This is a genomic window from Streptomyces sp. A1277 (genome assembly GCF_004795015.1).
Taxonomy (GTDB): Bacteria; Actinomycetota; Actinomycetes; order Streptomycetales; family Streptomycetaceae; genus Streptomyces.
The window spans coordinates 14303-36240 of record NZ_SSBI01000006.1; the positions used below are offsets into that span (position 1 = coordinate 14303).

Below are 21938 nucleotides of genomic sequence, written 5' to 3' on the forward strand. Positions count from 1 at the left end.
GTCTCGCTTCGGGGCGCGAGGCTCGGTCGTGGGCCCTCAGAAGGCGCGCATTCGACACATACAACGAGCACCGGGCGTCGTGATCGCCTCGGTCGCAAGGGTGCGGCTGCTCGTCGTGGTCATGGGCCCCAGTAAAACAGACGTAACGCTCCGCCCGGACCGGTTGTCCGGATAGCGGACAGGCGTGGACGGTGCGGTACGGGTGGCCGGTATTGGTCGGCGAATTCCGGCCAAACCGCTCTGACCTGCACGGATGTGCCCTACGAGTGGCCGGTGATGCCGCTTCCGGGATGCCCGGGCGCGCCGCACGCTGTGGTCAAGGCCACGGTCGCCCGTCCGTACCCGCCCACGGCAGGGCCACCGGGTCGCGGGTCCTGCCTGCCCCGGGTCGCGGGTCCTTCCTGCGCGGGGGCGCACGCGGCGGGCCGGGCGTCCCGTAATACCCTCGGCTCATGCTTGACGCCCTGACGATCGCGGTCGGCGTGGCCGCCCTCGCCCTTGCCGCCTGGTGCGGATTCGCCGCCTACCGGGACCAGCCCACCAAGGACTGGCACTTCATGGGCATGGCCGTGGTCTCGCTGCTGGCCCTGGCGCAGCTGGTGGTGGGGATCGTGCAGCTGGCCCGCGGCGAGCGGCCGGAGCAGGGCATGACCATCTTCATCGCGTATCTGGCCGGGGCCTTCCTCGCCGTGCCGGCGGCGGGGTTCCTGTCGCTGAGCGAGCGGACCCGGTGGGGTTCGGTGACGGTGGCGGCGGGCGCGGTCGTCCTGGCCGTCCTCGAAGTACGGCTCTACGACATCTGGGGAAGCTGACCGTGACCGACACCGACACCGACCGCACCCCAGCGACGGCCGACGGCGAGAAGCGGCCCTTCGACCTCGGCACCGGACCGGGGCGCGTCCTGGTCTGGTTCTACGGCGTGTTCACCGTGGCGGCGGCCTCCCGCTCGATCGTCCAGATCATCCTGGACTTCGGCCGCGCCCCCCTCGCCTATCTGCTCTCGGCCGTCGCCGCGGTCGTCTACGGCTTCATCACGTACTCGCTGGTGCGCGGCGGCGAGCGGGCGCGCCGCACGGCCCTGGTGTGCTGTGCGGCGGAGTTGGCCGGGGTGCTCATCGTGGGGATCTGGACGCTGGTGGAGCCGTCCGCGTTCGCCGACGCCACCGTCTGGTCCTACTGCGGCCGGGACTACCTGTTCATCCCGGTCATCCTGCCGGTGACCGGGATGATGTGGCTGCGCCGCGCCCGGACCGCGTAACGGCGGGGCGCGGCACCTGTACGGCTACGCGCTGGCCACGTAGGCGGTCGGCGCCGGTGCCTCCTTCTCCAGCAGGATCATCATGACCCCGTCGTCGCCGGTCGTGTTGCCCACGGCGGCGTATCCCGCACGCCGGTAGAGCCGCAGGTTGCTCTCGCTGCGGTGGCCGGTGTGCAGCCGGAAGCGGGTGGCCGCGTGCTCGTCGGCGAGGCCCGCCTCCGCCGCGCGCAGTAGCCGGGCGCCGAGGCCGTGGCCGCGCAGCCGGGGATGGACGCAGAGCTTGCCGATCCGGCCCGTGCCCTCCGGGTCCGTCGATCCCCGCACCGAGCCGACGACCTCGTCGCCGAGCCGCGCCACGTACACCAGGTTCTCCGCGATCTCGGCGCGCACCGAGTCGAGGGTCTGGACGAGCGGGTCGATGCGGTAATTCCCGTACAGCTCCGCCTCGCTCTGGAAACAGAGGTACTGAAGCTTCAGAATCTCTTCGGCGTCCTGTGCGCCCGCCGCAGAGATGATCACGCTCATGCCCATGTGCGCATGCCTCCCGCTCACCTGATCCGCCGGTTGTCTACCGCTCCTTTCCCCGCAGTTCAGGAGCTACAACCTCCGCCGCGAGCATTCTGCGCAGACATCCAAGGCATCGGGAACGCATGGGGCCCAAACTCCCCTGTGACATACCCAACTCCCCTGCGATGTGACGGTAGCTGCGATCGGTGGACGCGAACATCGCGACCAGTAAGCGGGCACAACCGGCGGGCAGGCGCTCCATCGCGGTGCGCAGCATCCGGCGCTGGTCGGCGCCGAGGGCGGCGCGTTCCGGACCGCCGGCCGGGTCGGGGGCGCGGTCGTCGCGGTAGGGGCGCTCGCGCTGGGCGGTGCGGCGGGCCCTGCGCGCCTCGGCCCGTACGGTGTCGCGCACCCGGCGGGCGGGGTCGGCGGGCGGTCCCTGGCGCGCCGACCCCTCCAGGAGCCGTACACAGACGGCCTGTTCGAGGTCGGCGGGATCGATGGCGGCCCCGGTCGCGGACGAGGCGGCCTCCGCCCTCGCCTCGGCCCTGACCAGCGGGTGCAGGGCGCGGACGAGGACGAGGCGGCCGTGGACGGGAGGTGCCTGGCGAAGATCGACACGGTTCATGGCCCAGCCGACGCCCTGGGCGGGCCGCCGGCCGGTGAACGGAGCGGTCACCACCCGACCGGGGCCGCACCGGACGGGTGCTGACGCCGGGTCGGGGCCTGCCGCTACTGCCTGGCGAAATCCGCCGCCGCGAGCAGAGCGGTGTCCGGGTTGTCGGAGAAGATCCCGTCGATCCCGGTCGCGAAGTACGCGGCGAAGGCGCCGAACGCGTCGCCGTACGCGTTGGGGTCCGTACCGCGCCGGAAGTCGGCGGGCAGGAAGGTGTTCTCGTTGCGCATGGTGTACGGGTGCAGGATGAGGCCCTGGGCGTGGGCGTCGCGCACCAGGGTGGTGGGTGCGGCGAGCCGGCCCGAGGCGTCCTTGGGGATGATCAGGTCCAGGGTGGGGCCGATGCCCTGCGCGAAGGACGCCATCCACTTCAGGCCGGCCGGCTTCACCAGGTCGTCGGTGGTGCGCGGGTCGCCGGAGACCTCGAAGTCCCAGGGGCGTGTGCCCGTGCCGGAGAGCAGGACGATGCGCGGGCTCGCGACGAGCTTCGCCAGGCGCTGGATGCTGCCGGGCTCGAAGGACTGGAGGATCAGCGGCGACTGCGCGCGGTGCCGGCCGTAGCGGCGCAGCAGTTTGGCGAGCGGCTCCTCCAGGCCGAGGCCGAGGCCGCGGAAGTAGGTGGGGTGCTTGGTCTCGACGTACAGCCAGACCGGCTTGGAGCGGCGCCGGCCCTCGCGGTCGGCCCAGCGCAGGACCTCCTCGAAGGTGGGGATCTCCCAGCGGCCGTCGTAGAGGGTGTTCTTCTGGCGGTTGGCCGGGATGCGCTCCTTGGCGCGCAGCGTCTTCAGTTCGGCGAGGGTGAAGTCCTCGGTGAACCAGCCGGTGAGGGAGACGCCGTCGACCGTCTTCACCGTCCTGCGGTTCGCGAACTCGGGGTGCGCGGAGACATCGGTGGTGGCGGTGATGTCGTTCTCGTGACGGCAGACGAGGTGGCCGTCACGGGTGGGCACGAGGTCCTGCTCGATGATGTGCGCGCCCATGTCGAGCGCGAGCTGGTAGGAGCCCAGCGTGTGTTCGGGGCGGTAGCCGCTGGTGCCCCGGTGGCCGATGACCGTCGGGACCGGCAGGTCGAGGCGGTGGCCGCCGCCGGGCCGGCCGGACTTGTCGGCCGCCTGCGCCGTTGTGGTGACGCCCAGGGCGGCGGTCGTGAGTACCGCCGCCCCCGCTCCGATGACGGTCCGTCGTCCCGGTGCGGCCTGCGCGCGCTCTGCCATTGAATGCTCCTCGCATGTGATGTACGGCACCTGTCGGGCGAGGACCGAGCGTAGGCAGCGGTACGGTCGTGGGGGCGGCACCTGGGCGAACATGACGCAAACACGTGTCGACACGGTGTATCCGCCGTGTGAACCCGATGTGCGCTCGGCGAGTACCCGCGAGTATCGTCCTCACCTGCATGGAGCCTCTCCATCCGTCGCCTCGGCCGGCCCGGCCACTACACCGGAGGAAGCGTTGTCCCGACTCGCACTCATCAAGGCAGTGCTCGGACCGATCCTGCGCCTGATGTTCCGTCCGCGGATGGAAGGCATCGAGAACATCCCGGGGACCGGGCCGGTGATCCTGGCGGGCAACCACCTGACGTTCATCGACTCGATGATCATGCCGATCTGCTGCGACCGTCCGGTGTTCTTCATCGGCAAGGACGAGTACGTCACGGGCAAGGGGCTCAAGGGCCGGCTGATGGCCTGGTTCTTCACGGGCGTGGGCATGATCCCGGTGGACCGCGACGGCGGGCGCGGCGGGGTCGCGGCGCTGATGACGGGCCGCCGGATCCTGGAGGAGGGCAGGGCCTTCGCGATCTACCCGGAGGGCACCCGCTCCCCCGACGGCCGGCTCTACCGGGGCCGTACGGGCATCGCGCGGCTGACGCTGATGACGGGTGCGCCGGTGGTGCCGTTCGCGATGATCGGCACGGACAAGCTCCAGCCGGGCGGCTCGGGTCTGCCCCGGCCGGGCAAGGTCACGGTGCGCTTCGGTGAGCCGATGGAGTTCTCGCGCTACGAGGGCATGGACCGCGACCGCTATGTGCTGCGGGCGGTGACCGACTCCGTGATGGCCGAGGTGATGCGGCTGTCCGGCCAGGAGTACGTCGACATGTATGCGACGAAGGCGAAGGCGGCCTGATCCGCCCGCCGCACGACAGGGCCCGTCCCCCGGCTGGGGGACGGGCCCTGTCGTCTTTCCGGATCACCCGACCGGCCGCTGACCGGTCGGGTGATCCGGGCGCTACTCGTGCACGATGCCCTCCTCCAGCTCCTGCCCGCGCAGCAGGAACCAGGCGGCGGCCGCCGTGGCCAGGAGGACGACGGCTCCGACGACCGAGGCGAGGTGCAGCCCGTCGACGAAGGCGTCCTGGGCGGAGGAGACCAGCCCGGCCGCCTCGTGCGGCGGCAGCAGGTGCGAGGACTCGACCGCGCCGCCGAGCGATTCGTGGGCGGCCGATGAGACGGCGGGCGGGGTGCCGGGCGGGTCGGTGAAGCTCTGGTAGGCGCCGGTCACGATGGAGCCGAGCAGGGCGATGCCGAGGGCGGCGCCGAGTTCGTACGCCGTCTCGGAGACCGCGGAGGCCGAGCCCGCGTGCTCCTTGGGGACGCTGGAGAGGATCACGTCGGAGGTCACGGTGAACGCGAAGCCCGCGCCCACGCCGACGATCAGGAGCAGCGCGCCGATCAGCGGGTAGGCCGTGTCCCGGTGCACGGCTGCGACCGCGGCCAGCGCCACGCCGATCGCGCCGAGCCCGCCGGCCACCACCACCCGTACGGTGAACCGGCGGGCGACCGTGCCGGCCAGCAGGCCCGCGGTGACCGCGCCGACGGCCGCGGGCAGTTCGGCGAGCCCCGCCTCCAGCGGCCCGCGCCCCTGGACCAGTTGCAGGAACTGGGAGAGGAAGAAGACCAGGCCGGACAGGCCGAGGATGGTCAGCAGGTCGGCGAGGACCGCGCCGGAGAAGCCCCGGTGGTGGAAGAGGCGCATGTCGAGCAGGGGCGCGGGGAGCCGGAACTGCCGGCGTACGAACCAGACGAGCGCCAGCAGCCCGGCGACGCCCACGAGCGCGACCTTCCAGCCGCCGCCGTGCGCGGCCAGCTCCTTGACGGCGTAGACGACCGCGAACATGCCGACCAGGGAGAGCCCGACGCTCGGCAGGTCCCAGGGGCCGGGCGCCGGGTTCTTCGACTCGGGGATCATCTTGATCCCGACGACCACCAGCACCGCCATCACCGGCAGGTTGATCAGGAAGACCGAGCCCCACCAGAAGTGCTCCAGGAGGAAGCCGCCGACCACGGGCCCGACGGCGGCGCCGGCCGAGGCCATCGCGCCCCAGATGCCGATGGCGAGGCTCCGCTCGCGGGGGTCGTGGAAGAGGTTGCGGATCAGGGCGAGGGTGGAGGGCATCAGGGTGGCGCCGGCGACGCCGAGCAGGGCCCGCGCCACGATCATCATCTCGGGCGTGTGCGCGTAGGCGTTGAGCACCGAGACCGCGCCGAAGGCGGTGGCGCCGCACAGCAGCAGCTTCTTGCGGCCGATGCGGTCGCCGAGGCTGCCCATGGAGACCAGGAGTCCGGCGATGACGAAGGAGTAGACGTCACCGATCCAGAGCAGCTGGGTGCCGGTCGGTTCGAGGTCCTCGCTGAGGAACGGGGTCGCCAGGCCCAGCACGGTGGCGTCGACGGCCACCAGCAGGACGGCGAGGACCAGGACGGCCAGCGCGATCCATCGCCCGGGGCGGTGCGTCTCGGGGGCGGGCTCCGGGTGCTGTTCGGCGCTGCTCATTGCTCCACGCTCCGGCGTGCGCCGCCGAGCAGCAACTCGGCGATCATGTACGGGAAGTCCCGCGCGGCCACCCGGCCCGCCTGAACGGCCCACGCCCCGCTGCCGATGAGCCCGTAGAGGGCTTCGGTCAGCCAGGCCGGGGTCAGGTCGATGCGGAACTCGCCGCGCTCCTGGCCGCGCCGGAAGAAGGCGGCGACGCGGGCGTCCAGCCGGTCCCAGCCGGCGTTCTGGTCGTCGCCCTCGAAGAGCTGATTCTCGGTCACGAGGAAGGACAGCAGCCCGGCGCTCGGCTCGACGGCGACGACGAACCGGCGCAGCGCCTCCTCCGACGTACCCTCGTCCATCGCGGCGGCGTCGAGCGCGGCGCCGAACTCCTGGATGCCGAGCTCTTCCAGGGCCCTGACCAGGGCGTCCCGGCCGGCGAAGTGCCGGTGCAGGGTGGCGCGGCCGATACCGGCAGCCTTGGCGACCTCGTCCATGGTGGCGGTGGATTTGCGGGTCAGCAGGGCCGCGGCACTGCGCAGCACCTGCTCACGATCAAGAGTCATGAGACGACCCTAACCCATTTGAGACATAATCGTCTCACCGGAAATGTGCTCGCCCCTGCCGTCGCGTCCGGGGACCATGGCGTCATGAAGCCGCTGCTGATCGACGTTGACGGTCCGCTCAATCCATACGCGGCGCTCTCCGGCCACCGGCCTCCGCCGGGATACACCCGCCACCGCATGCGGCCGACCGGGTGGACCGCGGGCCCCGCCCTGCCCGTCCTGCTCGACCCCGCGCACGGCGCACGGCTCCTGGCCCTGGTCGGGCGCTACGAGCTGGTCCGGGCGACGACCTGGAAGGACGAGGCGAACGAGTGGATCGGCCCGCGGATCGGGCTGCCCCGGCTGCCGTTCATCGACTGGCCGCAGATGCACGGCCCCGCGCCGGAGGGGACTTACCGGAAGACGCGGTACGTGGTCGCGTACGCGGCCGGGCCGCCGTTCGCGTCGATCGGCGACGAGATCAGCGACCGGGACCGGGAGTGGGTCGCCGGACGGCCGCCCGCCGGGGACAGCCTGCTGCGGTGGATCGACCCCGCCGTCGGACTGGCGCCCACCGACTTCGACGCCCTGGCCGCCTGGGCGGACGGCCGGGAGGACAACGCCTGAACGCCTGCCCCGGGAAGCGTCAGCTCCACGGGAGCGACGCGCGGTGGCGCCAGTACGCCTCCGGCTCCTCCACCAGGGCGTCCAGCTGGGCGCGCCGCTCCTCGTCCAGACCGAGGACGGCCGCGTGGAGGTTGCCGGAGAGCTGGCCCACGGTGGCCGCCCCGGACAGCACGACACCGGCCCAGGGCTGGTGCAGCACCAGGGCCAGCGCGACCGCGTCGCTGCCGAGCCCCTCCTCGCCGGCGATCTCCCGCACCACGGCGGGCGCCTGGGTGCCTGCGAGCCGGCCGTTGGCCATGGCCTCCTTGACGATGACGGTGAGACCGGCCGCGTGGGCCTCGGCGAGCGCGGTGCCCGCCGAGGTCTCCAGCGCGTTGTAGGTGGCCTGGACGGTACGGAAGAGGGGTGCGCCGTCGACCGTGACGGCGAGGGCGGCCAGGATCGCGTCGGCCTGGGCGGGGCCGCTGGTGGACAGGCCCACACTGACGCCCTGGGCGGCCAGCTCGGCGAGGCGGGCGTGCAGTTCCTTGTCGGTGAGCGCCGGGCTGTCGGGGGTCACCGAGTGGATCTGGTAGAGGTCGAGCCGGTCGCCGAGCAGCGCGGCGCTCTCGGCGCGCTGGCGTTCGAACGCGGCGAGGGAGTGGTCCTTGACCTCGTGCGCCTCGGCGTCGGCGCTCCAGTCGGCGGTGTAGGTGTAGCCCCACTTGCTCCCGACGACGACGTCGTCCGCCTCCGGACGCGCCGTCAGCCACTCGGCGAGGAACTCCTCGGCGCGGCCGTAGGAGCGGGCCGCGTCGAAGTAGCGGACGCCCTGCGCGTAGGCGGCGTCGAGGAGTTCGTGCGTACGGTCGCGCAGGGCGCCGGGCGAGCGGTCGCCGGGCAGGTCGCGGTCGCGGTGGAGGTTGATGTAGCCGGGCCTGCCGACGGCGGCCAGGCCGAGCCCGATGTGGGCGGTCGGGGTGGTCGCTGCGGAAAGTCGGGCGAACGGCATCGCGGGCTCCTCGTCGTCGGCAGGACACGCGCCTACCCTCCAACGTAGCCCGCGATGCGCGGCCGGCTACTTGCGCGCGTCCGCCCAGGCGTGCTGGACGGCGAGGTCCGCCTTGACCTCGGCGAGCTGGACGGCGACGGCCGAGGGGGCGGTGCCGCCGCGGCCGCTGCGGGAGGCGAGCGCACCGGCCACGTTGAGGACGGAGCGGACCTCCGGGGTCAGGTGATCGGAGATCTTGGCGAACTGCTCGTCGGTCAGCTCGTCCAGCTCGATGCCGTGGTGCTCGCACTCCTTGACGCACTCGCCGGCGACCTCGTGCGCGACGCGGAAGGGCACGCCCTTCTTGACCAGCCACTCGGCGATGTCGGTGGCGAGCGAGAAGCCGGCCGGGGCCAGCTCCTCCATGCGCGCGCGGTTGACGGTGAGCGTGGCCATCATGCCGGTGAAGGCGGGGAGCAGGACCTCCAGCTGGTCGCAGGAGTCGAAGACCGGCTCCTTGTCCTCCTGGAGGTCTCGGTTGTACGCGAGCGGCAGGGCCTTGAGCGTGGCCATGAGGCCGGTCAGGTTGCCGATGAGCCGCCCCGACTTGCCCCGGGCCAGTTCGGCGATGTCGGGGTTCTTCTTCTGCGGCATGATCGAGGAGCCGGTGGAGAAGGCGTCGTGCAGGGTGACGAAGGAGAACTCCTTCGTGTTCCAGATGATGATCTCCTCGGCGATCCGGGAGAGGTTGACGCCGATCATCGCGGTGACGAACGCGAACTCGGCGACGAAGTCCCGGGACGCCGTGCCGTCGATGGAGTTGCCCACCGAACCGCGCTCGAAGCCGAGGTCGGCGGCGACCGCCTCCGGGTCCAGGCCGAGCGAGGAGCCGGCGAGCGCGCCGGAGCCGTACGGGGAGACGGCGGTCCGCTCGTCCCACTGCCGCAGCCGCTCCGCGTCCCGGGACAGGGACTGGGCGTGGGCCAGGACGTGGTGGGCGAAGAGCACCGGCTGCGCGTGCTGGAGGTGCGTACGGCCGGGCATGGCCACGTCCGGGTGCGCCTCGGCGAGGCCGACCAGGACGTCCTGGAGGTCGGCGATCAGGGAGCCGATGGTGCGGGCGTGGTCGCGCAGGTACATCCGGAAGAGCGTGGCGATCTGGTCGTTCCGGGACCGGCCGGCGCGCAGCTTGCCGCCGAGGTCGGGGCCGAGCCGCTCCAGCAGGCCGCGCTCCAGGGCGGTGTGGACGTCCTCGTCGGCGATGGTGCCGCTGAAGGAGCCGTCGGCGACGTCCGCCTCCAGCTGGTCCAGGCCCGCGATCATCCGCGTCAGCTCGTCCTCGGTGAGGAGGCCCGCCTTGTTGAGGACGCGGGCGTGGGCACGGGAGCCGGCGATGTCGTACGGCGCGAGCCGCCAGTCGAAGTGGACGGACGCGGACAGCCGGGCCAGCGCCTCGGCCGGGCCATCGGCGAAGCGGGCGCCCCAGAGACGTACGTCGCCGTTGCCGTTGCCGTTGCTCACTGCGTGCTCCTCGGAAGTGCCACGATCACTGATAGGCATAACTATGCAGAGCTATGCATGCTTTGTCAAAGCTGGCTGTCAGTGGGGCGCACGATCGAAGCCGTTCTCGGGGCGCGCGGGCGGCGAGCGTCCTAAAGTCCATGGCATGCGAAGACTCATGACAACCGCCGCCGTCCTACTGGCCCTCGGCACCGTGGTCGGGGCCGGCCGGCCTCCGCTGGCCACCGCCCCGCTGCCGGTACGGCTCGCCGACACGGGCGGCGGCACCCAGCTGATCACCGCCATGGCGGACGGCACCTCGTCCACCACCGGCACGCTCACCTGGTGGGACCTGCGCGACGGGAAGTGGACCGCCGCCGGGACCGCCGCCGCGCGGTTCGGCTCGAAGGGGCTCACCGAGGGCAGCACCCGCCGGCAGAGCACCTATACGACACCGACCGGGCTGTACGACCTGCCGTACGCCTTCGGGGTCAAGGCCGCGCCGGCCGGCACGCGCTACCCGTACCGGCAGGCGAGCAGCGCCTCGTGGTGGTGCGAGGACAACGAGGCGCGCGACTACAACCGCTGGGTGGAGCCGCTGCCCTCGGACTGCCGGGCCTCGGAGTCCGAGCAGATCACCGCGTACCCCACGCAGTACGCCCGGGCGCTCGTCGTCGGCTTCAACTACGACAAGCCGGTACGCGGCCGGGGCGCCGGGATCTTCCTGCACGTCAACGGCAGCGGGGCGACCGCCGGTTGCGTCTCCGTACCGGCGGACGCGATGGACCGCATCCTGGCCTGGGCCGATCCGGCCCGCAGCCCCCACATCGCGATCGGCACCGTCTCCGGCACGACCGCGATCACCAACTACTGACGGCCGTCGCCCGCCGTCAGCGCTCGTTCTGCGCGAGCCGCAGCAGGTGGTCGGCGAGCGCCTGCCCGCCGGCCGGGTCGCGGCTGATCAGCATCAGCGTGTCGTCGCCCGCGATGGTGCCGAGGATGTCGTGCAGTTCGGCCTGGTCGATGGCCGAGGCGAGGAACTGCGCGGCGCCCGGCGGTGTGCGCAGCACCACCAGGTTGGCCGACGCCTCCGCCGAGATGAGGAGTTCGGCGGAGAGCCGGCGCATCCGCTCCTCCTTGGCGGAGCCGCCCAGCGGCGCCTGCGGGGTGCGGAAGCCGCCCTCGCTCGGCACCGCGTAGATCAGCTCGCCCCCGGTGTTGCGGATCTTCACCGCGCCCAGCTCGTCCAGGTCGCGGGAGAGCGTCGCCTGGGTGACGCTCAGTCCGTCGTCGCTGAGGAGCTTGGCCAGCTGGCTCTGCGAGCGCACCGGCTGCCGGTTGAGGATGTCCACGATCCGGCGGTGGCGCGCCGTGCGGGTCTGCGGCACGGACGGCCCGCCGAACTCGGATCCCTGCGCCTCGGTCATCGTCGTCGCCTCATTCTCAGGAGCGCTTCTCTCCGGATCGTCCGTCCCCGTATGCCGCGTCGAGGGCGCCGGGCAGCGCCCCGAGGAACGCGTCCGCCTCCGCGTCCCCGATGGTCAGCGGCGGCATCAGCCGCACGACATCGGGTGCGGGTGCGTTCACCAGGAGGCCGGCTCCCTGAGCCGCCTGTTGCACCTGGGGCGCGAGGGGCTCGGTGAGCACGATACCCAGCAGGAGGCCGGAGCCCCTGACGTGGGAGACCAGCGGGTGGTTCAGCGCCTCCACACCGTTGCGCAGGCGTTCGCCGATCCGCTTCACCCGGTCCAGCGCGCCGTCGGCGGCGAGGGTGTCCAGGACCGCGAGACCGGCGGCGCAGGCGACGGGGTTGCCGCCGAACGTCGTGCCGTGCTGTCCGGGTGCCAGCAGGTCGGCGGCAGCACCGAACGCGACCGTCGCACCGATCGGCAGTCCGCCGCCGAGCCCCTTGGCGAGGGTGACGACATCGGGCTCGACGCCCTGGTGGGCCTGGTGCTCGAACCAGGTGCCGCACCGGCCGATCCCGGTCTGCACCTCGTCCAGGACCAGGAGGGTGCCGGTGGCCCGGGTGATCTCCCGGGCGGCCTCCAGGTAGCCCCCGGGCGGGACGACGACGCCGTTCTCACCCTGGACCGGCTCGATGATCACCAGTGCGGTGTCGGTGGTCACGGCGGCCCGCAGCGCGTCCGCGTCGCCGTACGGGACGTGCGTGACGTCTCCGGGCAGCGGGGTGAACGCCTCGCGCTTCTTGGGCTGTCCGGTGAGCGCGAGCGCGCCCATCGTCCGGCCGTGGAAGCCGCCGTCGGTGGCGACCATGTGGGTGCGCCCGGTCAGCCGGCCGATCTTGAACGCGGCCTCGTTGGCCTCGGCGCCCGAGTTGCAGAAGTAGACCTTGCCGGTGCGGCCGAAGAGCGTCAGGAGCCGTTCGGCGAGCGCGACGGGCGGCTCGGCGATGAACAGGTTGGAGACGTGGCCGAGGGTGGAGATCTGGTGGGTGACCGCCTCGACGACGGCGGGGTGGGCGTGGCCCAGGGCGTTGACCGCGATGCCGCCGACGAAGTCCAGGTACTCGGTGCCGTCCGCGTCCCAGACGCGGGCGCCCTCGCCGCGGACCAGGGACAGCTTCGGGGTGCCGTAGTTGTCCATCAGCGCGTGCTGCCACCGCTGCGACAGTTCCGCGTTGGTCATGATTCCCCCTGCGCGTCGGGCACGACCATCGTGCCGATTCCCTCGTCGGTGAAGATCTCCAACAGGATCGAGTGCTGCACCCGGCCGTCGATGACGCGGGCCGTCTCCACCCCGTTGCGTACGGCGTGCAGGCAGCCCTGCATCTTGGGCACCATGCCGCTGGAGAGTTCCGGCAGGAGCTTCTCCAGCTCGGTGGCGGTGAGCCGGCTGATCACGTCGTCGCTGTTGGGCCAGTCCTCGTACAGCCCCTCCACGTCCGTGAGGACCATCAGCGTCTCGGCGTCCAGCGCGGCGGCGAGTGCGGCGGCCGCGGTGTCGGCGTTGACGTTGTAGACGTGGTTGTCGTCGGCGGAGCGGGCGATGGAGGAGATGACCGGGATGCGGCCGTCGTCCAGCAGGGCCTGGATGGCGCCGGTGTCGATGGCGGTGATCTCGCCGACCCGGCCGATGTCGACGAGCTCGCCGTCGATGGTGGGGCGGTGCTGTACGGCGGTGATGGTGTGGGCGTCCTCGCCGGTCATGCCGACGGCGAGCGGCCCGTGCTGGTTGAGCAGGCCGACCAGCTCCCGCTGGACCTGCCCGGCGAGCACCATCCGTACGACGTCCATCGCCTCGGGCGTGGTGACGCGCAGGCCGGCCTTGAACTCGCTGACCAGGCCCTGCTTGTCGAGCTGGGCGCTGATCTGCGGGCCGCCGCCGTGCACGACGACGGGCTTGAGGCCGGCGTGCCGCAGGAAGACGACGTCCTGGGCGAAGGCCGCCTTCAGCTCCTCGTCGATCATGGCGTTGCCGCCGAACTTGATGACGACGGTCTTGCCGTTGTGCCGGGTCAGCCAGGGCAGGGCCTCGATGAGGGTCTGCGCCTTCGGGAGTGCGGTGTGCTTCCGCGCGGCGCTCATGAGCTGTACGCGCTGTTCTCGTGGACGTAGTCCGCGGTGAGGTCGTTGGCCCAGATGACGGCCGACTCGGTGCCCGCGGCGAGGTCGGCGGTGATCCGGACCTCCCGGAAGCGCATGTCGACGAGGTCGCGGTCCTCGCCGACGGCGCCGTTGCGGCAGACCCACACGCCGTTGATCGCGACGTTCAGCTCGTCCGGCTCGAAGGCGGCCTTCGTCGTGCCGATGGCGGAGAGCACCCGGCCCCAGTTGGGGTCCTCGCCGTGGATGGCGCACTTGAGGAGGTTGTTACGGGCGATGGAGCGGCCCACCTCGACGGCGTCGTCCTCGGTCGCGGCGTTCACGACCTCGATCCGGATGTCCTTGGAGGCGCCCTCGGCGTCCCCGATGAGCTGCCGGGCCAGGTCGTCGCAGACGGTACGCACGGCCTCGGCGAAGTCCTTCTGCTCCGGGCTGATCCCGCTGGCCCCGGAGGCCAGCAGCAGCACGGTGTCGTTGGTGGACATGCAGCCGTCCGAGTCGACCCGGTCGAAGGTGGTGCGGGTCGCGTCGCGCAGGGCGGCGTCGAGTCCGGGGGCGTCCACGTCGGCGTCGGTGGTGAGCACGACGAGCATGGTGGCCAGGCCGGGGGCGAGCATGCCGGCGCCCTTGGCCATGCCGCCGACGGTCCAGCCCTCGCCGCCGGCGACGGCGGTCTTGTGCACGGTGTCGGTGGTCTTGATGGCGATGGCGGCCTTCTCGCCGCCGTGCTCGCTGAGGGCGGCCGCGGCCTTCTCGATGCCGGGGAGCAGCTTGTCCATGGGGAGCAGGATGCCGATGAGCCCGGTGGAGGCGACGGCGATCTCGCCCGCGCTGTGGCCGTCCAGCACCTCGGCGGCCTTCTCGGCGGTGGCGTGGGTGTCCTGGAAGCCCTGCGGGCCCGTACAGGCGTTGGCTCCGCCGGAGTTGAGGACGACGGCGGTGACCTCGCCGCCCTTGAGGACCTGCTCCGACCACAGCACCGGGGCGGCCTTGACGCGGTTGGAGGTGAAGACGCCGGCGGCGGCGCGGCGCGGACCGTTGTTGACCACGAGGGCCAGGTCCGGGTTGCCGTTCTCCTTGATTCCGGCGGCGATGCCCGCCGCCGAGAACCCTTGTGCTGCCGTGACGCTCACGGTGCGACTCCGATCGTGGAAAGACCTGTGTCCTCGGGCAGTCCGAGGGCGATGTTCATGGACTGCAGGGCGCCGCCCGCGGTGCCCTTGGCGAGGTTGTCGATGGCGCTGACGACGACGATCCGGCCGGCCGCCTCGTCGTACGCGACCTGGATCTGGACGGCGTTGGAGCCGTACACCGCGGCGGTGGCGGGCCACTGCCCCTCGGGCAGCAGATCGACGAACGGCTCGTCCGCGTACGCCTTCTCGTAAACGGCGCGTACGGTCTCGGCGCTCGACCCCGGCTTCGCCTTCGCGCTGCACGTGGCGAGGATGCCGCGGGGCATGGGCGCGAGGGTCGGCGTGAAGGAGACGGTGACCGGCTCGCCGGCGGCGGCGCTGAGGTTCTGGATCATCTCGGGCGTGTGACGGTGGACGCCGCCGACGCCGTACGGCGTCATGTTGCCCATCACCTCGGAGCCGAGCAGGTGCGGCTTGGCCGCCTTGCCGGCGCCGGAGGTCCCGGACGCTGCGACGATCACGGCCTCCGGCTCGGCGAGCCGCGCCGCGTACGCCGGGAAGAGCGCGAGCGAGACGGCGGTCGGGTAGCAGCCGGGCACCGCGATGCGCTTGCTCCCGGCCAGGGCGGCCCGCCCGCCGGGCAGTTCGGGCAGCCCGTAGGGCCAGGTCCCGGCGTGCGGCGAGCCGTAGAATTCCTCCCAGTCGGCGGCGTCGCGGAGGCGGAAGTCGGCCCCCATGTCCACCACGAGGACCCCGTCACCCAGCTGCTCGGCCACGGCGGCGGACTGCCCGTGCGGCAGCGCGAGGAAGACCACGTCGTGCCCGGCGAGCACGTCGGCGGTGGTCGGCTGGAGGACCCGGTCGGCCAGGGGGCGCAGGTGCGGTTGCAGGGCGCCGAGGGGCTGGCCCGCGTTGGAGTTCGCGGTGAGGGCGCCGATCTCCACCTCGGGGTGGACGAGCAGCAGGCGGAGCAGTTCCCCGCCCGCGTAACCGCTCGCTCCTGCCACTGCTGCACGTACCGCCATCAAAAGCCTCCTCATCGACGGCATGACTATACGCAGCGATGCACTTTTATGCAAAGAATCCGTGCGTTCTATGCCCGCTCAGGGGTGGCCGAGCGCCTCCGGCTGAAGACGTGCCGCCGTCCGGACGAGGTCGGCGACGGCCCTGGACCGGCTGTGCGACGGCCAGGCGATCACGGTGGTGACCGCCGGCGCGTCCAGCACCGGAACGGCCGCGAGATCACCGGGCAGTTGGGCTCGGCACGACTCCGGTGCGACCGCGCAGGCGCGGCCGAGCGAGACGAGCTGCAGCAGCTGCGCGTGGTCGCGGACCTGTGGGCCGGGGCCGGGCGGGTAGCCGCCGTCGGGATCGGGCCAGCGCGGCAGGGGCAGGCCCGGCAGCGCGGCGATATCGGCCGTGTGCACATGGGCCCGGGCGGTGAGCGGATGCCCGGACGGCAGGATCACCACCTGGCCCTCCGTGCCGAGCTCCTCCGTGTCGAACCCGGCCGTCGAGTCGAACGGCCGGTGCAGCAGCGCCACGTCGGCCCGGCCGTCGCGCAGGAGTCGCCCCTGCTCGGCCGGGCCGCACAGGATGACGTCGACGGGGGCCGCGCCGGGTTCGGCGGCATACGCGTCGAGCAGTTTCGCCAGCAGCTCTCTGGACGCACTGGCCTTCGTGACCAGGACCAGGTCGGGGCGGCCGGTCGCGGAAAGGGCGGCGCGGCGGGCGCGGCGTTCGGCGGCGTCGACCGCGGCGAGGGCCGCCCGGCCCTCGACCAACAGCACCCCGCCGGCCTCGGTGAGCGCAACGGCGCGGCTGGTCCGGTCCAGCAGCGCCGCCCCGAGCCGGCGTTCGAGCTGCTGGATCGCACGTGACAAGGGCGGCTGGGAGATCCCGAGCCGCTGCGCGGCGCGCCCGAAGTGCAACTCTTCAGCGACAGCGACGAAATAGCGCAGTTCCCGGGTCTCCATAAGCGCCACGGTACCCGGATCAATACCCTGCCGGTATCGATTGCCACCCTATTGGTCTTGGACCCCCATCGGGCTCCGAGGGCAGCATGGTCCTCATGAGCGAACGAACGATTGCGCTGGTCACCGGCGCGAACAAGGGAATCGGCTACGAGATCGCCGCGGGCCTGGGTGCCCTCGGCTGGAGCGTCGGCGTCGGCGCCCGCGACGATGAGCGCCGCGGGGCCGCGGTGGAGAAACTGCGCGCGGCCGGCGTCGACGCGTTCGGCGTGCCACTGGACGTGACCGACGATGCGAGTGCGGCCGCCGCCGCACGGCTGATCGAGGAGCAGGCCGGGCGCCTCGACGTGCTCGTCAACAACGCGGGCATCACCGGCGGCATGCCGCAGGAGCCCACCCGGGTCGATCCCGACGTCATCCGGACGGTCGTGGAGACCAACGTGATCGGCGTCATCCGCGTGACCAACGCGATGCTGCCGCTGCTGCGCCGCTCCGCCTCACCCCGGATCGTGAACATGTCCAGCAGTGTCGGCTCCCTCACCCGGCAGTCGGGAACCGGGACTGAGCAGACGACGGGTCCGGTGGCCGTGGCGTACGCGCCGTCAAAGACGTTCCTGAACGCCGTCACCCTCCAGTACGCCAGGGAGCTGAGCGGTACGAACATCCTGATCAACGCCGGCTGCCCCGGCTACGTCGCGACCGACCTCAACGGCTTCCGCGGCGTGCGCACCCCCGAACAGGGTGCGGCGATCGCCATCACACTCGCGACCCTGCCCGACGACGGCCCGACCGGCCAGTTCTTCGAGGACGCGGGCGTAGTGCCCTGGTAAGGGGCACGGTCGGCGTCGGCCGGCGGAGGGGGCGGCTTCGCCCGGGCGTGCTCTGCGCACCGCGCGGGCGTCGCCGGCCGTCCTCGCATGCGCATACTGCCGTGCTCGGTCACCTCAGGCACCGTCGCAACGGTTGAGCAGGGCCCGGGCCTCGGTGGTGCGGCGATGGGTCGGGCCGAAGGAGGCCAGGCAGGCATCGTGAGCGCTCACGGCCCGGACCCGGGCCTCGGCATCACGGCCCAGCCCCAGGAGGGCGGTGGCCGCGACAAGCTCCACGGCGCCGGCCTCCTGGCCGCGCTGCTCCGGGGGCAGACCGTGTTGCAGCGCGTCGGCGCCCGCCGCCTCGGCGAGAGCCTCCTCGTAGCGGGCCTGTCCGTTGAGGCTGCGGGCCAGGCCGAGCCGCAGCACCAGGCAGAGCCGGTCCGGTTCGCCGAGCGGGGCCAGCGCTTCGCGGGCAAGCGCCTCGGCCTCCGCGTGGCGCCCTTGCGCATTGAGGGCGAAGACCCGTCCGTTGCTCGCGGCCGCCGCCACGAGCCGCATCTCGGGACCCGTGCCGCAGGCCGCGGCCCGGACAACGGCCTCGCACTCCGCCTCGCACTCCGCGTGCCGACCGAGCGCGGCCAGCTGCTGGGCGCGGTCGGAACGCAACTTCAGCGTCGGCCAGTGATCGGCCCCGAAGGTCCTGCCGAAGACCGGCAGGGCCGCGTCGTACGCGGCGAGAGCCTCGGCATGGCGGCCCTGGGCGCCGATCGAGAGCGCGGCGATGTTCAGCGCCAGCGTTAGGTCCGCGTCGTCATGCGGCCGCGACCGGGCCGCGGCGCCCGCCTCGGCCTCCGCCTCGGCGTAACGCCCGTCCTGATACAGAGCCCTGGCCCGGGACACGGGGGACGGCTTCGTACGTCTGGCACGCGACCGGAAGAATTTCATGCCGGGAGCATAGGAAGCCGGGACGGGCCTGTTCGGCGAGGGGTCGGGCAGCGGATCGGCGGCGGGCCCGTCGGCCGACGGGAGCTCCGCGTGCCGCCGGCCGCCGGCGCACTTTCGGACACGCGTGCGAGAACTCTCCCCCTAGGGTGGCCCCATGGCTACGATCAGGCAGGTCCAGGTGACTTTCGACTGCGCGGACCCGGAGCGTGTCGCGCGTTTCTGGTGCGAGGTGCTGGGGTACGTCGCACCGCCGCCCCCGGAGGGGTTCGCCTCGTGGGACGACTACAACGACTCGCTGCCGCCCGAGCGCCGCAACGCCGGCTTCGCGTGCTCCGACCCCACCGGGGCGGGTCCGCGGATGTACTTCCAGCGCGTCCCCGAGGGCAAGGTCGTCAAGAACCGGGTCCACCTCGATGTGCGGGTGGGCACGGGGCTCGTCGGCGAGGAGCGGGTCGCCGCGCTGGAGGCGGAATGCGCGCGGCTGCTCCCGCTGGGCGCGACGCGGGTCCGGCTGCTGGTCGCCGACGAGGAGAACGAGTCGTGCCTGGTGATGCAGGACGTCGAGGGCAACGAGTTCTGCCTCGACTGACGGCTGATGCCCGTTCCTCGCTCGCCCCGCCTCGGGCAGGATCGGCACCATGACCACGCCCCCGTCCCCGCCGCCCTCTACCCCGACGTCGCGGCGCACGGCAGCCTCGCCGCCACGCTCCGGGCCGTGGCGGCGGGCCGCCTCGATGCCGTCCCCGTCACGTCCTCCGGCTCCGAGCCGCTGCTCCACGCGGCGGCCGGCACGACGCTGCCGCACCGCGAGCCGCTGGGGATCAGCGCCTGGCGGTTCGAACGGAAGTGGCGTATCAGCGGAACGGACGCCTTCCAGTCCCTGCCCCTGGTCGGCGGCGAGACGGACGACCTGGCACAGGTCGCGAGGGCGGCGCGGGCCTGGCACGACGGGGCGTCCCTGGCGGACATCCGCGAGGCGGCCCCCTTCGCGCACCCCACCGGCCGGTTCGAGGTGCCCGGCCTCGACCCCGTACGCCTGACGGAGTCGGAGTGGCAGGGCAAGCGCCGGGAGGCGGCCGAGCTGGAGTACGTGTGGGCCCCGGCGTACCGGTCCCTGATCGAGACGGCGTACGCCGAGCCGGCGCTCCGCGCGCTCTACCCGTTCACCAGCCATTGGGCGCTGCGCTTCTCCGCCACGACCCGCCCCGCCCTGAAGGCGGTCGGCCCGTGCCTGGTCGCGGGCGGCGACGGTGTGTTCCGGGTGGGGCGCGGGCCCCTCACCAGCGATCTCGGCGAATTCACCAGTGCCGAGGAGGCGGTGGCCGTGGCCGTCGCCCAACTGCCGCCGGGCCTGGGGCCGGTGGCGCTCGGCGGGACGCCCCGGGCGCCGGAAGCGCCGGCTCCGGGGTTCGGCGAGCCGGAGCAGTGGCCGGGCTGAGGAAGGGTACCGGAGCGTCCACCGGCGGCGTCCACCCGGCCGCGTACCCTCACGCCCATGTCAGCGTCTGCCCCCGGTCCCCGCCTGCCGCCCATGTCAGCGTCTGCCCCCGGTCCCCGTCTGCTTCGCGTCGCCGTCCTCGTGCTCGCCGGTGCGAAGCCGCTCGACGTCGGGATTCCGGCCCAGGTGTTCACGACCCGGGCGAGCATGCCGTACGAGGTGCGGGTGTGCGGGGCGGCGCCCGGGCTCGTCGCCGGGGGTGACGGGCTGGCGTACCACGTCACGCACGGGCTCGACGCGCTCGGCTGGGCGGACATCGTGTTCGTGCCCGGGTACCGGCTGCCCGACCGGGACGACCCGCCCCGGGCGGTGATCGACGCGCTGGTGACCGCCCATGCGCGGGGAGCCCGGCTGGCCGCCATCTCGACCGGGGCGTTCGCGCTGGCCGCGACCGGGCTGCTCGACGGCCGGCGGGCCACGACGCACTGGCACTACACGCGGGCGCTCGCCGCGAAGTACCCGCTGGTCCGGGTCGACGAGAACGTGCTGTTCGTCGACGAGGGCAGCGTGCTCACCTCGGCCGGCGCCGCCTCCGGGATCGACCTGTGCCTGCACGTGCTGCGCGGCGACCTCGGAGTGGCGGCCTCCAACTACGCGGCCCGGCGGCTGGTCGCGGCCCCCTACCGCAGTGGCGGCCAGGCGCAGTACGTGCCGCGCAGCGTGCCCGAGCCGCTGGGTGAGCGGTTCGCCGCCACCCGCGAGTGGGCGCTGCACCGGCTCGGCGAGCCGTTGACCCTCGACGCGCTCGCCCGGCACGCGGCGGTGTCGCCCCGGACCTTCTCGCGGCGCTTCGCCGAGGACACCGGCTACACGCCGATGCAGTGGGTCATGCGCGCCCGCGTCGACCTGGCCCGCGAGCTGCTCGAACGCTCCGAGCGGGGCGTCGAGCAGATCGCCGCCGACGTCGGCCTCGGCACCGGCGCCAATCTGCGCCTGCACTTCCAGCGCATCCTCGGCACCACGCCGAGCGAGTACCGGCGCACCTTCGCCCGGGGCGAATAAGGGGACGTACAGCTCTTCGGTGCGCCTGGCGAGATCCTTACGGACCGTGGCGATCACGCCGCTGTCTCGGGTGGCCGCGCGGCGCGATGGTGGTGGGGAAGAGAGAAGGGACATCCCACATGACTCGCATCGCCATCAACGGATTCGGCCGCATCGGGCGCAACGTGCTGCGCGCGCTCCTCGAACGCGACAGCGGCCTCGACGTGGTCGCCGTCAACGACCTCACGGAGCCCGCCACCCTCGCCCGGCTGCTCGCGTTCGACACGACGGCCGGCCGGCTGGGCCGCCCCGTCACCGTGGACGGCGACACCCTCGTGGTGGACGGCCGCCGCATCAAGGTGCTCGCCGAGCGGGAGCCGGCGCGGCTGCCCTGGGCGGAGCTCGGCGTCGAGATCGCCGTGGAGGCGACCGGCCGCTTCACCTCCGCGAAGGCCGCCCGCGCCCACCTCGACGCCGGTGCGCGGCGGGTGCTCGTCGCCGCGCCGTCGGACGGGGCCGACGTGACGCTCGCGTACGGGGTCAACAGCGACGCGTACGACCCCGAGCTGCACACGATCGTGTCGAACGCCTCCTGCACCACCAACGCGCTCGCCCCGCTGGCCTCGGTGCTGGACGACCTCGCGGGCATCGAGCACGGCTTCATGACGACCGTGCACGCCTACACGCAGGAGCAGAACCTCCAGGACGGTCCGCACCGCGACGCCCGCCGCGCCCGTGCCGCCGGGGTCAACATCGTGCCGACCACGACCGGCGCCGCCAAGGCGATCGGGCTCGTGCTGCCCGGCCTGGACGGCAAGCTGTCGGGCGACTCGATCCGCGTGCCGGTCCCGGTCGGTTCGATCGTCGAGCTGAACACGACGGTGGCGCGGGAGGTGACCCGTGACCAGGTGCTGGAGGCGTACCGGGCCGCGGCGCAGGGCCCGCTGGCGGGCGTACTCGAATACTCGGAGGACCCGCTCGTGTCGGCCGACATCACCGGCAACCCGGCCTCCTCGATCTTCGACTCGGCGCTCACCCGGGTCGACGGCAGCCACATCAAGGTGTCCGCCTGGTACGACAACGAGTGGGGCTTCTCGAACCGGGTGATCGACACGCTCACCCTGCTGGCCGGCAGCTGAGCAGGTGCGGGGGCGGCCACGGACCGCCCCCGCACCCGGCCCCGACTCCTTTTCCCGC

At 72.6% G+C, this 21938-nt stretch carries 24 protein-coding genes; 10 read left to right on the forward strand and 14 right to left on the reverse strand.

Translation table 11 applies throughout. The features are described from left to right. The first annotated feature begins 452 nt into the window (after positions 1-452). Both E6R18_RS05805 and E6R18_RS05810 read left to right on the forward strand, forming a co-directional pair. On the forward strand, positions 453-812 hold the full coding sequence (locus E6R18_RS05805) for a hypothetical protein (protein WP_018556231.1): 360 nt from the start codon (positions 453-455) through the stop codon (positions 810-812). A 2-nt stretch (positions 813-814) separates the two neighbouring features. Then, entirely contained in the window at positions 815-1258 is a 444-nt protein-coding gene (locus E6R18_RS05810; RefSeq protein WP_136315763.1) for a hypothetical protein, read from the forward strand. A gap of 24 nt (positions 1259-1282) precedes the next feature. On the opposite strand, the gene E6R18_RS05815 is transcribed toward E6R18_RS05810, so the two are convergent. The 3 genes from E6R18_RS05815 to E6R18_RS05825 all read right to left on the reverse strand — a co-directional run bounded on the left by E6R18_RS05815 (position 1283) and on the right by E6R18_RS05825 (position 3655). After that, positions 1283-1789, reverse strand: coding sequence for a GNAT family N-acetyltransferase (locus tag E6R18_RS05815; RefSeq protein WP_136315764.1), 507 nt, complete (start codon positions 1787-1789; stop codon positions 1283-1285). 37 nt (positions 1790-1826) lie between these two features. Beyond that, entirely contained in the window at positions 1827-2393 is a 567-nt protein-coding gene (locus E6R18_RS05820; protein ID WP_136315905.1) for a sigma-70 family RNA polymerase sigma factor, read from the reverse strand. A 104-nt stretch (positions 2394-2497) separates the two neighbouring features. Then, the gene (locus E6R18_RS05825) at positions 2498-3655 is read right to left on the reverse strand and encodes a glycerophosphodiester phosphodiesterase (RefSeq protein WP_136315765.1); all 1158 of its coding nucleotides are present in this window, start codon (positions 3653-3655) and stop codon (positions 2498-2500) included. A gap of 235 nt (positions 3656-3890) precedes the next feature. Here E6R18_RS05825 and E6R18_RS05830 point away from each other — a divergent pair, with 235 nt between their 5' ends. After that, the gene (locus E6R18_RS05830) at positions 3891-4562 is read left to right on the forward strand and encodes a lysophospholipid acyltransferase family protein (RefSeq protein WP_136315766.1); all 672 of its coding nucleotides are present in this window, start codon (positions 3891-3893) and stop codon (positions 4560-4562) included. 102 nt (positions 4563-4664) lie between these two features. Here E6R18_RS05830 and E6R18_RS05835 read toward each other — a convergent pair whose 3' ends face one another. Next, positions 4665-6209, reverse strand: coding sequence for an MFS transporter (locus E6R18_RS05835; protein WP_136315767.1), 1545 nt, complete (start codon positions 6207-6209; stop codon positions 4665-4667). Then, the gene (locus E6R18_RS05840) at positions 6206-6757 is read right to left on the reverse strand and encodes a TetR/AcrR family transcriptional regulator (protein ID WP_136315768.1); all 552 of its coding nucleotides are present in this window, start codon (positions 6755-6757) and stop codon (positions 6206-6208) included. Before E6R18_RS05840 ends, E6R18_RS05835 begins: the two co-directional genes overlap by 4 nt. Before the next feature lie 84 nt (positions 6758-6841). Here E6R18_RS05840 and E6R18_RS05845 point away from each other — a divergent pair, with 84 nt between their 5' ends. Continuing rightward, positions 6842-7363, forward strand: coding sequence for a hypothetical protein (locus E6R18_RS05845; RefSeq protein ID WP_136315769.1), 522 nt, complete (start codon positions 6842-6844; stop codon positions 7361-7363). Positions 7364-7382: 19 nt separating this feature from the next. Here the strand turns inward: E6R18_RS05845 and E6R18_RS05850 are convergent, their stop codons facing one another. Both E6R18_RS05850 and argH read right to left on the reverse strand, forming a co-directional pair. Next, positions 7383-8354, reverse strand: a complete 972-nt coding sequence (locus E6R18_RS05850) for an aldo/keto reductase (protein ID WP_136315770.1) — start codon at positions 8352-8354, stop codon at positions 7383-7385. 66 nt (positions 8355-8420) lie between these two features. Beyond that, complete coding sequence (gene argH / locus E6R18_RS05855) at positions 8421-9854, reverse strand: argininosuccinate lyase (protein WP_240799602.1); 1434 nt, start codon at positions 9852-9854, stop codon at positions 8421-8423. Between the two features lie 145 nt (positions 9855-9999). On the opposite strand from argH, the gene E6R18_RS05860 reads away from it, so the two are divergent. Next, a complete protein-coding gene (locus tag E6R18_RS05860) occupies positions 10000-10707 on the forward strand; it encodes a L,D-transpeptidase family protein (protein ID WP_206308223.1) in 708 nt (235 codons plus the stop codon). A gap of 16 nt (positions 10708-10723) precedes the next feature. On the opposite strand, the gene E6R18_RS05865 is transcribed toward E6R18_RS05860, so the two are convergent. From E6R18_RS05865 to E6R18_RS05890, 6 genes are all read right to left on the reverse strand, one after another. After that, a complete protein-coding gene (locus tag E6R18_RS05865) occupies positions 10724-11260 on the reverse strand; it encodes an arginine repressor (RefSeq protein WP_136315772.1) in 537 nt (178 codons plus the stop codon). A 16-nt stretch (positions 11261-11276) separates the two neighbouring features. Further along, positions 11277-12482 carry an acetylornithine transaminase gene (locus E6R18_RS05870; protein ID WP_136315773.1) on the reverse strand — a complete coding sequence of 402 codons (1206 nt, stop codon included), beginning with the start codon at positions 12480-12482 and terminating at the stop codon, positions 11277-11279. Beyond that, complete coding sequence (gene argB / locus E6R18_RS05875) at positions 12479-13381, reverse strand: acetylglutamate kinase (protein WP_136204399.1); 903 nt, start codon at positions 13379-13381, stop codon at positions 12479-12481. Before argB ends, E6R18_RS05870 begins: the two co-directional genes overlap by 4 nt. After that, positions 13378-14532: a bifunctional glutamate N-acetyltransferase/amino-acid acetyltransferase ArgJ gene (argJ, locus tag E6R18_RS05880; RefSeq protein ID WP_136315774.1), complete on the reverse strand. Its 1155-nt coding sequence runs from the start codon at positions 14530-14532 to the stop codon at positions 13378-13380. Before argJ ends, argB begins: the two co-directional genes overlap by 4 nt. Further along, the gene (argC, locus tag E6R18_RS05885; protein ID WP_136315775.1) at positions 14529-15557 is read right to left on the reverse strand and encodes an N-acetyl-gamma-glutamyl-phosphate reductase; all 1029 of its coding nucleotides are present in this window, start codon (positions 15555-15557) and stop codon (positions 14529-14531) included. The genes argJ and argC overlap by 4 nt, the downstream gene beginning before the upstream one ends. A gap of 78 nt (positions 15558-15635) precedes the next feature. Beyond that, positions 15636-16508, reverse strand: coding sequence for a LysR family transcriptional regulator (locus E6R18_RS05890; RefSeq protein ID WP_136315776.1), 873 nt, complete (start codon positions 16506-16508; stop codon positions 15636-15638). A gap of 95 nt (positions 16509-16603) precedes the next feature. On the opposite strand from E6R18_RS05890, the gene E6R18_RS05895 reads away from it, so the two are divergent. Further along, positions 16604-17335 carry an SDR family oxidoreductase gene (locus tag E6R18_RS05895; protein ID WP_136315777.1) on the forward strand — a complete coding sequence of 244 codons (732 nt, stop codon included), beginning with the start codon at positions 16604-16606 and terminating at the stop codon, positions 17333-17335. A 114-nt stretch (positions 17336-17449) separates the two neighbouring features. Here E6R18_RS05895 and E6R18_RS05900 read toward each other — a convergent pair whose 3' ends face one another. Next, positions 17450-18262, reverse strand: coding sequence for a tetratricopeptide repeat protein (locus E6R18_RS05900; RefSeq protein ID WP_136315778.1), 813 nt, complete (start codon positions 18260-18262; stop codon positions 17450-17452). A gap of 154 nt (positions 18263-18416) precedes the next feature. Here E6R18_RS05900 and E6R18_RS05905 point away from each other — a divergent pair, with 154 nt between their 5' ends. The 4 genes from E6R18_RS05905 (at position 18417) to gap (ending at position 21880) form a co-directional block, all read left to right on the forward strand. Continuing rightward, positions 18417-18851: a VOC family protein gene (locus E6R18_RS05905; RefSeq protein ID WP_136315779.1), complete on the forward strand. Its 435-nt coding sequence runs from the start codon at positions 18417-18419 to the stop codon at positions 18849-18851. 6 nt (positions 18852-18857) lie between these two features. Then, positions 18858-19700, forward strand: coding sequence for a DUF6193 family natural product biosynthesis protein (locus E6R18_RS05910; protein WP_136315780.1), 843 nt, complete (start codon positions 18858-18860; stop codon positions 19698-19700). Positions 19701-19793: 93 nt separating this feature from the next. Beyond that, the gene (locus tag E6R18_RS05915; RefSeq protein WP_136315781.1) at positions 19794-20762 is read left to right on the forward strand and encodes a helix-turn-helix domain-containing protein; all 969 of its coding nucleotides are present in this window, start codon (positions 19794-19796) and stop codon (positions 20760-20762) included. A gap of 119 nt (positions 20763-20881) precedes the next feature. Then, positions 20882-21880 (forward strand): type I glyceraldehyde-3-phosphate dehydrogenase, encoded by a 999-nt coding sequence (gap, locus tag E6R18_RS05920; protein ID WP_136315782.1) that lies wholly within the window; start codon positions 20882-20884, stop codon positions 21878-21880. Positions 21881-21938: the final 58 nt, after the last annotated feature.

Excerpts from the sequence above, each read along its gene's own strand:
- E6R18_RS05805 (WP_018556231.1), top strand. The coding sequence starts at position 453 with ATGCTTGACGCCCTGACGATCGCGGTCGGCGTGGCCGCCCTCGCCCTT.
- E6R18_RS05815 (WP_136315764.1), bottom strand. The coding sequence starts at position 1,789 with ATGGGCATGAGCGTGATCATCTCTGCGGCGGGCGCACAGGACGCCGAA.
- E6R18_RS05820 (WP_136315905.1), bottom strand. The coding sequence starts at position 2,393 with ATGAACCGTGTCGATCTTCGCCAGGCACCTCCCGTCCACGGCCGCCTC.
- E6R18_RS05825 (WP_136315765.1), bottom strand. The coding sequence starts at position 3,655 with ATGGCAGAGCGCGCGCAGGCCGCACCGGGACGACGGACCGTCATCGGA.
- E6R18_RS05835 (WP_136315767.1), bottom strand. The coding sequence starts at position 6,209 with ATGAGCAGCGCCGAACAGCACCCGGAGCCCGCCCCCGAGACGCACCGC.
- E6R18_RS05840 (WP_136315768.1), bottom strand. The coding sequence starts at position 6,757 with ATGACTCTTGATCGTGAGCAGGTGCTGCGCAGTGCCGCGGCCCTGCTG.
- E6R18_RS05845 (WP_136315769.1), top strand. The coding sequence starts at position 6,842 with ATGAAGCCGCTGCTGATCGACGTTGACGGTCCGCTCAATCCATACGCG.
- E6R18_RS05850 (WP_136315770.1), bottom strand. The coding sequence starts at position 8,354 with ATGCCGTTCGCCCGACTTTCCGCAGCGACCACCCCGACCGCCCACATC.
- E6R18_RS05860 (WP_206308223.1), top strand. The coding sequence starts at position 10,000 with ATGCGAAGACTCATGACAACCGCCGCCGTCCTACTGGCCCTCGGCACC.
- E6R18_RS05865 (WP_136315772.1), bottom strand. The coding sequence starts at position 11,260 with ATGACCGAGGCGCAGGGATCCGAGTTCGGCGGGCCGTCCGTGCCGCAG.
- E6R18_RS05870 (WP_136315773.1), bottom strand. The coding sequence starts at position 12,482 with ATGACCAACGCGGAACTGTCGCAGCGGTGGCAGCACGCGCTGATGGAC.
- argB (WP_136204399.1), bottom strand. The coding sequence starts at position 13,381 with ATGAGCGCCGCGCGGAAGCACACCGCACTCCCGAAGGCGCAGACCCTC.
- argC (WP_136315775.1), bottom strand. The coding sequence starts at position 15,557 with ATGGCGGTACGTGCAGCAGTGGCAGGAGCGAGCGGTTACGCGGGCGGG.
- E6R18_RS05890 (WP_136315776.1), bottom strand. The coding sequence starts at position 16,508 with ATGGAGACCCGGGAACTGCGCTATTTCGTCGCTGTCGCTGAAGAGTTG.
- E6R18_RS05895 (WP_136315777.1), top strand. The coding sequence starts at position 16,604 with ATGAGCGAACGAACGATTGCGCTGGTCACCGGCGCGAACAAGGGAATC.
- E6R18_RS05900 (WP_136315778.1), bottom strand. The coding sequence starts at position 18,262 with ATGAAATTCTTCCGGTCGCGTGCCAGACGTACGAAGCCGTCCCCCGTG.
- E6R18_RS05905 (WP_136315779.1), top strand. The coding sequence starts at position 18,417 with ATGGCTACGATCAGGCAGGTCCAGGTGACTTTCGACTGCGCGGACCCG.
- E6R18_RS05910 (WP_136315780.1), top strand. The coding sequence starts at position 18,858 with ATGCCCGTTCCTCGCTCGCCCCGCCTCGGGCAGGATCGGCACCATGAC.
- E6R18_RS05915 (WP_136315781.1), top strand. The coding sequence starts at position 19,794 with ATGTCAGCGTCTGCCCCCGGTCCCCGTCTGCTTCGCGTCGCCGTCCTC.
- gap (WP_136315782.1), top strand. The coding sequence starts at position 20,882 with ATGACTCGCATCGCCATCAACGGATTCGGCCGCATCGGGCGCAACGTG.